Below are 11,585 nucleotides of genomic sequence, written 5' to 3' on the forward strand. Positions count from 1 at the left end.
CCCCGAAAGTCCCCTAAACCCGGACGCGCCGCCCAGCCGTTCTCCCACTTCCTGGCCTTTGATGTGGGTGCCTATGGCAGGAGTCGGGACCACCAGCGGGGCTTCCGGCTGGGCGGGTCCGGCATCCGGCCGCGCTCGCGTAGCCAGGCGGCGAAGTCGTCGGCGTCGGTGCGGTAGTTGGGCGGCGGCGCGGTGCGCGAGCGCGCGTAGGCGGCGAACTCCGACGCCAGGTCGGGCCCGGCGGCCAGGGCGGTGTCAGGGCGGATCCTGGTCACGATGCCGCGCCGCTTGGCGACCAGGCTCGCCGCCTGCGCCCGCATCCGCTCCGGGTCGAAGCCGTCAGGAATGTCACCCCCGGCGACGAGAGCCGCGACCAGCCGTGCCTGAGCCTCCGCCAACCGCGCCTGGGCCTCGGTCATGCCCGCCTGCGAATCGAGCGTCACCGGACCTCCCCGGCCAGGGACATCGCCGTCCTGATCTTGGACAGCTCCTCCCCCAGCGCCGCGTCGCTCGGGAACTCGTCGTCCCACTCCAGCAGCACGCCCGGCGGGGTGGCCCGGGCACACAGCTCGGTGAGGAGGTCGAGCACCGGCTGGGGCGCGGCCGTGGTGTGCGTGTCATGCCAGAGGCCGCGGTGCTCGTACCCGCCGGCCACGTGGACGTAGGCGAGGTGCTCCAGCGGGAGGGCGTCGAGCGCGTCCACCGCCGACAGGCCCAGGTTGAACTGGTTGGTGTAGAGATTCGCCACGTCGATGAGCAGTCCGACCCCGGTGCTCTCCACCAATTCGGCGAGGAACTGCCCCTCGGTCAGCTCGTCGTCGGGCCAGCCGAAGATGGCCGCGACGTTCTCCAGCGCCAGGGGGACGGGCAACGCGTCCTGGGCCCGGCGCACGTTCGCCGTGATGACCCGCAGGGATTCCCGGGTACGCGGCACGGGCAGCAGGTGGCCCGCCTCGATGCCGCCGCCCCGTACGAAGGCCAGGTGCTCGCTGACCAGCGGCGCGTCCAGCGCCTCGGCGCAGGAGGCCAGGTGGGCGAGCCTGGCCGGGGACGGCGGCTCGGCCGCTCCGATGCCGAGTGACACCCCGTGCGGGATCACCGGCACGCCCTTGGACCGCAGCACGCGCAGCGACTCGGGCAGGTTGGCGGGCTTGAGGTTCTCGGCGATCACCTCGACGAAGTCGACACCGTCCATCCGCTCGATCGTCAGGTCCAGCTCGGCCCGCCAGCCGATCCCCACACCCAGCTCCGCCATCCTCGCCCCTTCACCACGCAGTCCAGCCCCCGTCATCCCGGTCCTCTCGTCTCGCGTCTCGGCCCCCGCCATCCCCGTCCCTTCGCTCCGTGCTCCTGCCGGCGCCGTCGCGGCGCTCTCGCCTCGTGGTCCCCCGGCCATGTCAGCCCTGTTGCCGATCAACTCGGCCCCCCTGCCAGCTCGGCCATCAGCTGCCGCCGCAACCGCCACCGCAACCCCCGCCGCAGCTGGACGATCCGCCTCCGCAGCTCGATCCGCTCGATGGTGAGCTGCCGCCCGCTCCACTGCAGCCTCCGGCGCCGACCACGTACGCGCCGCCGCCCCGGCGCCTACGCCGGCCCGTGCTCGCGGTGAGCTCGACCTGGAGGTCGGGATCCCGCACCTCGCCGAGGCCGTACAGCGCGATCGCGACAGGCCCCTCGGCGGTGCCGCGGGGGTTGTCCCGCCTGGCCACGTCGAGCGTCTCCTGTCCCGACGGCGTCAGCGTGACCCGCGCGGCGCGCCGGTGCCTCCGGACGTCGATCGCCGCCATCAGCCCCGTGACGGCCAGGAGGGCCGGCGCGAGCGCCGCCAGCAGGCTCACCCCCTGGATCAGGACCAGCACCGCCCCGGCCACGAATGCGAACGCCATCCCGGACAGCGTCCGCAGCCGGGCGCTCAGCCGGCCGGCCCGGACGAGGGCGTCGTCGGCCTGGATCAGCCCCAGTCCTTCGAGGTGACGGTCGAGCGCGTCCATGGCCAGCGTCCGCGTGGTCTCGATCCTGAGCGCGCTCACGGGCAGCCCCGAGCGGGAGGCGACCACACCCAGGACCGCCTCCTCGATGGGCTCGCGCGAGACGACGCTGGAGTGCACCTGGTGCACCCGGCCGCCGCGGGACACGCGCAGGTCCCCCGAACCCGCCAGCAGCGCGATGGCCGTCTCCGCCACCTGGTACGCGCCTCCCGCCAGGTAGGCGAGCTCGTAGTGGCCGAGCTCGCGGAGGCGGGGGCCCGTGTCGGCCTGGCGGGCGGCGGCGTGTTCGCGTTTGAGCGCAGTGGCGGTGGAGAGGGCGAGCGCCGCCAGCGCCACCGAGACGATCAGCAGGATCAGGTCCATTCAGGCCTCCCCTCCGTGCAGCCCGATGGGCTGGGTACCGGGAAGACGTATAAAGCAGAGGTAAAGGTTCCGTCTGCGCGGATACAGTTCTGGGCCCGTTCCATCAGCCGCCACCGCCCCCGCCGCAGCTGGACCCACCGCCGGACGAACTGCCGCAGCTGGAGGAGCTGCCACTGCCACAGCTGGATGATCCGCCGCCGAAGTCCGCGCCACCGTAGGAATCGCTGCCGAAGGTCGCCCCGTCGCCGCCGCCGTGGCTGCCGCAGGACCCCGCGCAGTCGCCGCTCGGGTCCCCGGCCGCCAACTCGTCGCAGAGCAGCTGGTCGCCGGCGTCGGCCAGGCCGTACAGGGCGACGGGCACGCCCACCGCCAGGGCCAGCGAGCTCTGGTCGCGGTAGCCGCGTGGGTGGTGGCCACGGGCCGCGCGCAGAACCTCGCGGCCCTCCCGGGTGACGACGTTCCGCAGGCTGCGGCGCTGCCTGGCGAGCCCGGCGGCCCCGGTGTAGAGGGCGATCCCGAGGAAGAACAACAAGGCCACGAACGCCGGCCCGCTCATGTCGATGACGGCGGAGAGCACGAGCGCGCCCACCGCGAAGCCGGCCGCTCCGGTCATGACGATCTGCAGGTGGTCCCTGCGCCGCCACGCCCTGGCGAACGCCTGCTCCGGCACGATCAGCCCGCGCCGTTCGAGCCCGGCGGCCAGCTCGGCCAGCGCCGGATGCGCGGCCAGCGCCCGCCGCAGCTCGCTCGCCCGGTGGCCGCCCGGCCTGGGGGCCAGCGTGTCGAGCACGGCCTGCTCGATCGGCACGGGCGAGGGCGGTGCGCCGTACACGGGGGTGACCTGCGACCCCCGTGACACGCGGACGGCGCCGGCCGTCGCCAGGACGGCCAGCGCCGTGTTGATGGCTCTGCGGGGGCCGCCGGACAGGTATGCCAGCTCGTAGTGGGACAGGGCGTGCCCGGCGCCGCTGGGCCGGGCCTCGCTGACACGGCGCCGTTCGCGCTCGACCCGCTGCGCGGCCGCGTTGACCAGTAACGCCACGCCGAGCGCGGCGGCGAGCAGGACGAATTCCACGGTGGTCCCCTCTCACGCGATACGGCGGCCCGATCAGTTAAAGACCGCGCCGCCGTACCGCACAAGAGGGTTTTCGATCAGCCCTCGCCACCCGCTCTGCGCTGATGGTCGCGCTTGCTGCGACCTCCGTTGGCTCGTCCCTCGCTCTCTCCGGCCTATCGCGCCGCTCTGCGCTGATGGTCGCGCTTGCTGCGACCTCCGTTGGCTCGTCCCTCGCTCTCTCCGGCCTATCGCGCCGCTCCGAGGCGGTCGAGCAGGGCCTGGTACTCGTCCCACAGCTCCTTCGGCAGGTGATCGCCGAACTTGTCGAAGTGGGCCGGGATCAGCGCCGCCTCCTCGTGCCACATGTCGCGGTCGACGGACAGCAGCGCGCGCAGGTCATCGTCGGACAGGTCCAGACCTTCGGTGTCGAGCTCGGACGGCAGCAGTCCGATCGGGGTCGGCACGGCCTTGGCCTCGCCGTTGAGCCGGTCCACGATCCACTTGAGCACGCGGATGTTCTCGCCGTAGCCGGGCCAGATGAACTGGCCGTCGGCGTTCTTGCGGAACCAGTTGACGTAGTAGATCCGAGGGAGCACGGCGCCCTCGCGACGGCCGATCTTCAGCCAGTGGCCGAAGTAGTCGCCCATGTTGTAGCCGCAGAACGGCAACATGGCGAAGGGGTCGTGGCGCAACTCGCCGACCTTGCCCTCGGCCGCGGCGGTCTTCTCGGAGGCGACGTTGGCTCCGAGGAAGACGCCGTGCTCCCAGCTCAGCGACTCCGTTACCAGAGGCACGGCGGTGGCGCGGCGACCGCCGAACAAGATGGCTGAGATGGGCACGCCCTTGGGGTCCTGCCATTCGGGTGCGATGGTGGGGCACTGGGAGGCCGGGGTGGTGAAGCGGGCATTCGGGTGGGCGGCGGGCTCGCCGCTGTCCGGCGTCCACGAGCGGCCCTTCCAGTCGGTCAGATGCGCCGGCGGCTCGTCGGTCAGGCCCTCCCACCACACGTCGCCGTCGTCGGTGAGCGCCACGTTGGTGAAGATGCTGTTGCCCCAGAGCGTCCTGATCGCGTTGGCGTTGGTGACCTGGCCGGTGCCGGGCGCGACACCGAAGAAGCCGGCCTCCGGGTTGATCGCGTAGAGGCGGCCGTCGTCGCCGTACCGCATCCAGGCGATGTCGTCACCGACCGTCTCGACCTTCCAGCCGGGAATCGTGGGCTGGAGCATGGCGAGGTTGGTCTTGCCGCAGGCGCTCGGGAAGGCGGCGGCGATGTAGCGGGTCTCGCCGGTGGGCGGCGTGAGCTTGAGAATCAGCATGTGCTCGGCCAGCCAGCCCTCGTCACGGGCCATGACGCTGGCGATGCGCAGCGCGTAGCACTTCTTGCCGAGGAGCGCGTTGCCGCCGTACCCGGAGCCGTAGGACCAGATCTCGCGGGTCTCGGGGAAGTGGCTGATGTACTTGGTGGAGCTGCACGGCCACGGCACGTCCACCTGGCCGTGTTCGAGCGGGGCGCCCACGGAGTGCACGCATCGGACGAAGTCTGCGTGGTCGCGCTCTTCGATCAGGCGCAGCGCCCGGTCGCCCATGCGGGTCATGATCCGCATCGAGACGGCGACGTACGGGGAGTCGGTGATCTCGACCCCGAGCTGGGAGATCTCGCCGCCCAGCGGGCCCATGCAGAACGGCACGACGTACATGGTCCGGCCGCGCATGCACCCCTTGAACAGCTGGCCGAACGTCCGGCGCATCTCGGCCGGGTGGATCCAGTTGTTCGTCGGGCCCGCGTCCTCCTCCCGCTCGGAGCAGATGTACGTGCGGTCCTCGACCCTGGCCACGTCGCTGGGGTCGGACTTGGCGTAGAAGCTGTTGGGACGCGCGGCCAGCCGCGTGAACGTCCCCTGCTCGACGAGAAGGTTGGTCAGGCGCGTCCACTCCTCCTCGGACCCGTCGCACCACTCGATCCGGTCTGGCTGGGTCAGGGCTGCGATCTCGTTCACCCACGCGGCCAATTCGCTATTGCTGGTCGGTGCGGGTACTTCCACGGAAACGGACACGACGGTGACTCCTCCACTCTCTCAGGGCCCAGTCATCATTAACGACGAAGCGGCCGGAACGCCAATTGGCGTAGACCTATTGGCACGGGCGTCGTCGCAGGCAGTGGCCCTGGACGATTGGGGGAGCCTACCCAGGCGGAGCGGATTTAAAAGAGAATTAACACACAGTGGTCCAGTCCAATTGCGCTGGTCTAAACCAATTTCGGAAGTGGTTTAGTCCATTGCGCGGTCCGTTTCCGCTGCGTGGTCTCAGGAATTGACGTCGGGCCCGGCGGAGCGAACTCTGTCGACATGCTGGAGAGCGTCGCGCAGCTCGTCGAGCCACGTGTCGGTGTTCTTGCCGACCAGGCGCACGCACCAGGCGAGCGCGTCACTGCGGCTCCTGGCCACGCCGGCGGCCACGAGCGTGTCCAGGACCTGCCGCTCCGACTGGCGCAGGCGGGTCATGACGGGCACGGAGAGTGTGGTGAACATCACGGTCTCGCCCCCGCAGACCACGCCCCAGGAGACCTTCTGCCGGAACTTGCGCTCGGCCTCCCTGGCGATCTCGATGCGCCGCTCGCGCGTCTCCTCCCTGAACCTCCTGGCCAGCCCCTCGATCAGGGCGGATCGTTCGGCCTCGGGCACGTCCTCGGGCGGGTCGGGCAGCGTGCCCAGCACCGCGATCTCCTCACGGTCCCTGATGATCTCGGGAGCACTGGCGAACCAGTCCTCGGGGAGCCGGCCGGTGAACCAGCCGCGAACCTGCGCCGTCACATCGTCTGTTGCCATGTAATCAACATTACATCGTTGCGGTGCGCAGGCACCCAAAGGAAAGGAAGGTGTCGCGTCAAGGAGTGGGTCAGCGAACTCTGGCGGCGGCGACGGGGCTGACCCTGACGACGCCGGCGAAGCCGCGCGTGTGCACCGGAGAGATCTTGACCACGTCGCCGGTGCGCGGCGCCTGGATCATCTTCCCGTCACCCCAATAAATCGCCACATGCGAGATGTAGCCCGGATTCGTCGGGTCGAGGCGCCAGAAGATGAGGTCGCCCGGCTGCGCCTGTGACAGCGGAACCTGCGGTCCGGTCACCCACTGCTGGTGCGTCACCCGCGGCATCCGCACCCCGGCCTGCGCGAAGGCCCACTGGACAAGCCCGGAGCAGTCGAACGTGTCGGGCCCCTCGGCCCCCCACACGTACGGCCGGCCCAGCTTGGAGGCGGCCGCCTTCAGCGCCACGGTGATCTGGTCGCCGGACATGAACGAGCCGGTCGGCCAATTCTGCTTCAAGGTCTGGGGCTGGGGCAGGACCGGGTTGACCATGGCGACCTGCGTGCCCTTGGGCAGCGCCTTGAGGATCTTGGTGCGCAGCATGGCCGAGTTCACATCGGGGGCGCTGACGATGAGCGCGTTGTCATGCGGCAGGCCGAGCCTGCGCCCGACCTCCTTGGCCACGACGGCGTCCACCGCGCCGAAGCCGGTGGTGGCGTACGCGCCGATCCGCAGCGGACCGGCCGGCCCCGCCACCTGACGGTGCAGGGAGAGCCCGCCGTCGGTGCCCAGCACGAACGAGACCGCCACGTCGCCGGCCGCCACGTTCTGCCAGAGCGCGTCGGAGGAGGCGGTCACCTTGGGCGTGTAGGCGCGGAACGAGGACGGGTCGATCCCGAGCGTCTGCACCCGCTTGCCGTCGAGCCTGATCGACGCCGCGTCGGCCAGCTCCAGCGCGCGCACGCCGCGCAGCTTGGCCACCTTTCGTAACATCTCGTTGGTGAACGGCTTGCGGGTGAGCACGAACAGGTTGGGCCTGTGCAGCTTCTTCAACGGCGCCACGGGCTGCGTGGTCGTGGCCGGCTGCTGCGGCTTCTGCTCGGCCATCAGCGTCTGCTGGGGCTGCTTGGCCACGGGCTGGTGGCGGGCCGCCACCGGCTCGGCCTGCTCGCCCGACTGCGCGAGCAGCAGCACGTCCGCGGTCAGCACCGCGACCAGCGCCACCACGATGAACGGCACAAGCTTGTACGTGTTGCGCCGCTTACTCGACTTGACCAGAAAGCTGAGATCCTGCCGGATCCCGGAACCATGCGTAAAATCCGCCGGGCCAGCGTGGGCCCGGCGGTTGGTCTCCAGGGGGGTCAGTTCCCGATGTACGGCACTGCCTCGAGGATCTCGACGGTGTTCTGGCGACCGTTGGGGAGGGAGTAGGTCGCCTTCTCCCCGATCTTCTTGCCGTTGATCGCCGCACCAAGGGGGGACTTGGGCGAGTAGACGTCGATCGGCGCCCCGCTCTCCTCACGGGAGGCGAGCAGGAAGGTGACCTCGTCGTCGTCGCCGACGAACCGGATGGTCACGGTCATCCCGGGGCCTACCACCCCTTCGGCCTTGGGCGCCTCTCCCACCTGGGCGTTGTCGAGGATCTGCCGGAGGTGGAAGATGCGGGCCTCCATCTTGCCCTGCTCATCCTTGGCGGCGTGATATCCGCCGTTCTCACGCAGGTCGCCCTCTTCACGGGCGGCCTCGATCTTCTTGGCGATGTCGACGCGCCCGGGGCCAGAGAGATATTCGTACTCCGCCTTAAGGCGGTCGTACGCCTCCTGCGTCAGCCATGTGACGTTCTCATCGCGAGAGTCGGCCACGGGTTCTCCTTGCTTGCCTAGGGGGCCCTGAGATCACTTGAGGTTTCCAACGGTTGAATTGCGAAAGGCTAACAACTTAACCGCTCGAACGCTTCCCCAAATGTCTCACTATACGAGATTGCAGTACTGGACGTGCACGGAAGTGGCCTGACCACTGGTGTCGAGGCTTTCCTTGCGCTGCTTAGTACCCTCACCAGCCGGGATTCTTACTTCCTTGCTGCCCACTTCCGCGTGGTTGACGTCCAGAGCCCTGATCCGGCAGACGGCCACCCTATCGTCTGGCTTGTACACCTCAAAGGTGATCTCGGCCCGTGTCGGGCTCTCGACGCTGAACGTCACCACCTGCGCCGGCGCCTCAGAGCCGCCGGCCGTCATCGACCACATCACGTAGCCCCAGCCACCGGCGATGATGGCCACCAGTACGCCGATCACGACGTGGACGACGAGCCTGCCGCCACGCCGGGGACGATCGGGCAAGTCGTCGGGCGTGCCGAGAACAGGCCCGTCCTCGACATCTCTGGTGACCATGGCGGAATCTCCCTGCACTCCCTCAGCGTTATCCGAGACAATTGTCGCCCGCGGGGGTCCCGGTGCACGACCTGACCCTGCACGACCGCCCGCAGACAAACTAAGTGATCGGTCCGACTGAGGAGACATCGCGCCCGTGAGTGCACCGCTGAGGCTGATGGCCGTCCATGCCCACCCCGACGACGAGTCGAGCAAGGGCGCCGCCACGATGGCGCGTTACGTGCGCGAAGGCGCGGAAGTACTCGTCTGTACGCTCACGGGCGGTGAGCGCGGATCCGTGCTGAACCCGAAGATGGACAGGCCGGAAATTGTGGCCAACATCGCAGAAGTACGTAAGGCCGAGATGGACCGGGCGCGCGAGATCCTCGGCGTCGAGCAGCGCTTCATGGGCTTCGTCGACTCCGGGCTGCCGGAGAACGAGGAGGAGGAGCTGCCCGAGGGCTGCTTCGCCCTGCAGAAGCTGGAGGACGCCTCCCGGCCCCTGGTGGCGGCCGTGCGCGACTTCCGGCCGCACGTCATCATCACGTACGACGACGACGGCGGCTACCCGCACCCCGACCACATCATGACCAACCGGGTGTCCGTCGAGGCGTTCGAGGCGGCCGGGGACCCTGACCGCTACCCGGGCACCGGCGACCCGTGGCAGCCGCTGAAGCTCTACTACCAGATGGGCTTCACCAAGGAGCGTTTCGAGGCGCTGCACGAGGCCATGACCGAGCGCGGCCTCGGCTCCCCGTATGCGGACTGGATCTCCCGCTGGGAGGACCGCCCGGCCAAGTGGCCGGTGACCACGCGGGTGCCGTGCGGCGAGTACTTCGAGATCCGCGACGAGGCGCTGAAGGCGCACGCCACCCAGGTCGACCCCGACAGCTGGTGGTTCGTCTGCCCGCGTGAGCTGCAGCAGGAGATCTGGCCGACCGAGGACTACCACCTGGCTCGCTCGCTGGTGGACACCGAGCTGCCCGAGGACGACCTGTTCGCGGGCATCCACGCCGAGGACGTCTCCCCCGCCTGCCACTGAGGGGACGTGCTTACTGGTCGCTCACCCTCCTCATTCGCTCCGCGCGCTGGGCGTCGGGTTCGGGACCACCTGCTCCCGGTGGCACACTGGATGTGTGACCGTTCTAGCAGCTGGTGATGTGAGTCCGGGTTTGCTGGGCTTCGTCGTCGTTGCCCTCATTGGGCTGGCCCTGTATATGTTGATCAAGTCGATGAACAAGCAGATGTCGAAGATCCAGGTGCCGCACGAGGGCGACGTTGACGACAAGAAAGCCGAGTAGATGCCGATCGAAATAGTCGACAACTCGACGGAGAGCCGCTTCGAGCTCCTCGTGGACGGCAAGGTCGCCGGGTTCGCCGATTATCGCCTGCTGCCTACCAAGATCGTATTCACGCACACCGAGGTGTTGTCCGACTACGAGGGGCAGGGGCTGGCGAGCAAGCTGGTCGGGCACGCCCTCCAGGCCAGCGCCGACACCGGCCTGCGCGTCGTGCCGCTCTGCCCCTACGTACGCAAGTACATCGAACGCCACCCCGAGTTCCAGGACCTCGTCGAGAGCGGCGAGTGACCGGACCGGACGGGCGATCCGGGCCGGTGACCGGTCAAGGGGCCGGCCTGTGCTCGCGCGATCAGTCGGGAGCGGGCGACCAGGCCCGCTCCAGCGCCTGAGGCAGCCCCCACCAGCCCAGCGGCGTGAGCACCTCGTCCTCGTCCACGATGCCGAGATAACCCCAGAGCGCGACCACCGACTCGAACAACCCCTCGGTCGCGTCGAGATCGTCACTGTCCTGCTCGTCGATGCCTATGTCCTCGGACTCCGCGATGAGCCGCGCGATCCGCTCGGGCGAGGCCAGCACCCCCGGCCCCATTCTGGCCAGCGCGGCCACCCCGGCCAGCCAGTCGGCGTGCTGGATCGCGCACAGGTTGGCCAGCGCCGCGTCCTCGTCGCTCAGCTCTCCGTCGAGGTCCGCGAACTCCTCCAGCACGTCCCCGTTCTCCGACAGATCGGAGATCGGCCCCGCGATGCCGGCCGCCACCGCCAGCCACAACTCCCGGTCGTCATCCGGCATCGGCCGCACGTCGAACCCGGCACAGGCCCGCAGCACACTCGCGGGGTAGCCGGGCAACGCGAGCAGCGCACGCAGGCGGGCCGCGGCCGCCTCCAGCTCGGCGGCGGGCAGCTCAGGCTGCTTGGGCAGCTGACCGACGATCCGCCGCAGCTCGGACAGCGCGAACGCCTCCTCCTCGTCCCACGCCGCGAACAACTCCTCGTCCTGCTCGTCGCTGACCGCGTGGCCGGGCACCCGGCCGTCGGGCAGCGGCGTGCTGAGCCAGTGCTCCTGCAGCTCCTCGTACGCGCTGCGGGCCGCCGGATCGCCGGTCGCCAGCGCGTCCGGGTCGATCTCCCCCTCCGCGACCCGTTCCTCCAGGTAGGCGACGAGCTTGGCGTACATCTCCGCGGCCACCGGCCCGCGCTCGTCCTCCTCCGGCCAGACGAAGTAGCTGGGGGTCATGAGGATCGGCTCGGTGCCGGTGGACTCGATCCAGCGTTGCACGTCGCCGACCGTGGCGACGCCCGACTCGATGGAGCTCAGCGTCGCCTTGGCCGACTCCCAGAACGCGAGCGACAGCGGGTTGCCCGCCGACATCATCGCGCGCCGCAGGTCGGGCATCGCCACCAGCGCCACGCCCGAGGGCACGGCGAGCAGCGCCCTGGCCATGTCCCTGCGCGTGAGGGCGGTCGCCGGGCGGCCGGCATGGGCGCAGACGAAGTCCATATCCACGCTCTGTAACCTACGCCGTCCTCCCCTGACTAGTCAGCCGATGCTCCCGCCGATCCCGGCGACCAGCCGCTGCGCGCCGGCGCCCGGTCGGCGCACCCTCGCTGCGCGGCCGGGAGAGCGGGCCGGCCGGGCCCGGGACCCCCTCCGGGCCGGGGCATCGGTGGAGTGACGTCAGGAGGCTGTCTCTTATAAACATCT

At 69.8% G+C, this 11,585-nt stretch carries 13 protein-coding genes; 3 read left to right on the forward strand and 10 right to left on the reverse strand.

What is annotated here, in order from left to right; genetic code table 11:
* Positions 1 to 71: 71 nt before the first annotated feature.
* The 9 genes from ETD86_RS47615 to ETD86_RS47655 form a co-directional block, all read right to left on the reverse strand.
* Positions 72 to 443: an SCO6045 C-terminal-like domain-containing protein gene (locus ETD86_RS47615; RefSeq protein WP_211370761.1), complete on the reverse strand. Its 372-nt coding sequence runs from the start codon at positions 441 to 443 to the stop codon at positions 72 to 74.
* The gene (locus tag ETD86_RS47620; protein ID WP_246149362.1) at positions 440 to 1,255 is read right to left on the reverse strand and encodes an MbnB/TglH/ChrH family RiPP precursor modification enzyme; all 816 of its coding nucleotides are present in this window, start codon (positions 1,253 to 1,255) and stop codon (positions 440 to 442) included. The genes ETD86_RS47615 and ETD86_RS47620 overlap by 4 nt, the downstream gene beginning before the upstream one ends.
* Positions 1,256 to 1,442: 187 nt before the next feature.
* Entirely contained in the window at positions 1,443 to 2,351 is a 909-nt protein-coding gene (locus tag ETD86_RS47625; protein WP_138673229.1) for a TIGR04222 domain-containing membrane protein, read from the reverse strand.
* A 103-nt stretch (positions 2,352 to 2,454) separates the two neighbouring features.
* Positions 2,455 to 3,426, reverse strand: coding sequence for a TIGR04222 domain-containing membrane protein (locus ETD86_RS47630; protein ID WP_138673230.1), 972 nt, complete (start codon positions 3,424 to 3,426; stop codon positions 2,455 to 2,457).
* A 227-nt stretch (positions 3,427 to 3,653) separates the two neighbouring features.
* Positions 3,654 to 5,462, reverse strand: coding sequence for a phosphoenolpyruvate carboxykinase (GTP) (locus tag ETD86_RS47635; RefSeq protein WP_138673231.1), 1,809 nt, complete (start codon positions 5,460 to 5,462; stop codon positions 3,654 to 3,656).
* 249 nt (positions 5,463 to 5,711) lie between these two features.
* A complete protein-coding gene (locus ETD86_RS47640) occupies positions 5,712 to 6,233 on the reverse strand; it encodes a hypothetical protein (protein ID WP_138673232.1) in 522 nt (173 codons plus the stop codon).
* A 70-nt stretch (positions 6,234 to 6,303) separates the two neighbouring features.
* Entirely contained in the window at positions 6,304 to 7,452 is a 1,149-nt protein-coding gene (locus tag ETD86_RS47645; protein WP_246149364.1) for a C40 family peptidase, read from the reverse strand.
* 122 nt (positions 7,453 to 7,574) lie between these two features.
* Positions 7,575 to 8,075 carry a transcription elongation factor GreA gene (gene greA / locus ETD86_RS47650; protein WP_043628806.1) on the reverse strand — a complete coding sequence of 167 codons (501 nt, stop codon included), beginning with the start codon at positions 8,073 to 8,075 and terminating at the stop codon, positions 7,575 to 7,577.
* A gap of 108 nt (positions 8,076 to 8,183) precedes the next feature.
* The gene (locus ETD86_RS47655; protein WP_138673234.1) at positions 8,184 to 8,603 is read right to left on the reverse strand and encodes a DUF4307 domain-containing protein; all 420 of its coding nucleotides are present in this window, start codon (positions 8,601 to 8,603) and stop codon (positions 8,184 to 8,186) included.
* Between the two features lie 136 nt (positions 8,604 to 8,739).
* On the opposite strand from ETD86_RS47655, the gene mca reads away from it, so the two are divergent.
* The 3 genes from mca (at position 8,740) to ETD86_RS47665 (ending at position 10,171) form a co-directional block, all read left to right on the forward strand.
* On the forward strand, positions 8,740 to 9,624 hold the full coding sequence (mca, locus tag ETD86_RS47660; protein ID WP_138673235.1) for a mycothiol conjugate amidase Mca: 885 nt from the start codon (positions 8,740 to 8,742) through the stop codon (positions 9,622 to 9,624).
* 94 nt (positions 9,625 to 9,718) lie between these two features.
* The gene (locus tag ETD86_RS56170) at positions 9,719 to 9,883 is read left to right on the forward strand and encodes a hypothetical protein (protein WP_170223668.1); all 165 of its coding nucleotides are present in this window, start codon (positions 9,719 to 9,721) and stop codon (positions 9,881 to 9,883) included.
* Positions 9,884 to 10,171: a GNAT family N-acetyltransferase gene (locus tag ETD86_RS47665; RefSeq protein WP_138673236.1), complete on the forward strand. Its 288-nt coding sequence runs from the start codon at positions 9,884 to 9,886 to the stop codon at positions 10,169 to 10,171.
* A 61-nt stretch (positions 10,172 to 10,232) separates the two neighbouring features.
* Here ETD86_RS47665 and ETD86_RS47670 read toward each other — a convergent pair whose 3' ends face one another.
* Positions 10,233 to 11,381 carry a hypothetical protein gene (locus tag ETD86_RS47670; protein WP_138673238.1) on the reverse strand — a complete coding sequence of 383 codons (1,149 nt, stop codon included), beginning with the start codon at positions 11,379 to 11,381 and terminating at the stop codon, positions 10,233 to 10,235.
* Positions 11,382 to 11,585: the final 204 nt, after the last annotated feature.

Origin of the sequence: Nonomuraea turkmeniaca (assembly GCF_005889735.1) — a bacterium.
GTDB lineage: Bacteria > Actinomycetota > Actinomycetes > Streptosporangiales > Streptosporangiaceae > Nonomuraea > Nonomuraea turkmeniaca.

Coding starts and splice junctions, on each gene's coding strand:
- ETD86_RS47655 (WP_138673234.1), bottom strand. CDS start 8,603: ATGGTCACCAGAGATGTCGAGGACGGGCCTGTTCTCGGCACGCCCGAC.
- ETD86_RS47620 (WP_246149362.1), bottom strand. CDS start 1,255: ATGGCGGAGCTGGGTGTGGGGATCGGCTGGCGGGCCGAGCTGGACCTG.
- ETD86_RS47670 (WP_138673238.1), bottom strand. CDS start 11,381: ATGGACTTCGTCTGCGCCCATGCCGGCCGCCCGGCGACCGCCCTCACG.
- ETD86_RS47665 (WP_138673236.1), top strand. CDS start 9,884: ATGCCGATCGAAATAGTCGACAACTCGACGGAGAGCCGCTTCGAGCTC.
- ETD86_RS47625 (WP_138673229.1), bottom strand. CDS start 2,351: ATGGACCTGATCCTGCTGATCGTCTCGGTGGCGCTGGCGGCGCTCGCC.
- ETD86_RS47640 (WP_138673232.1), bottom strand. CDS start 6,233: ATGGCAACAGACGATGTGACGGCGCAGGTTCGCGGCTGGTTCACCGGC.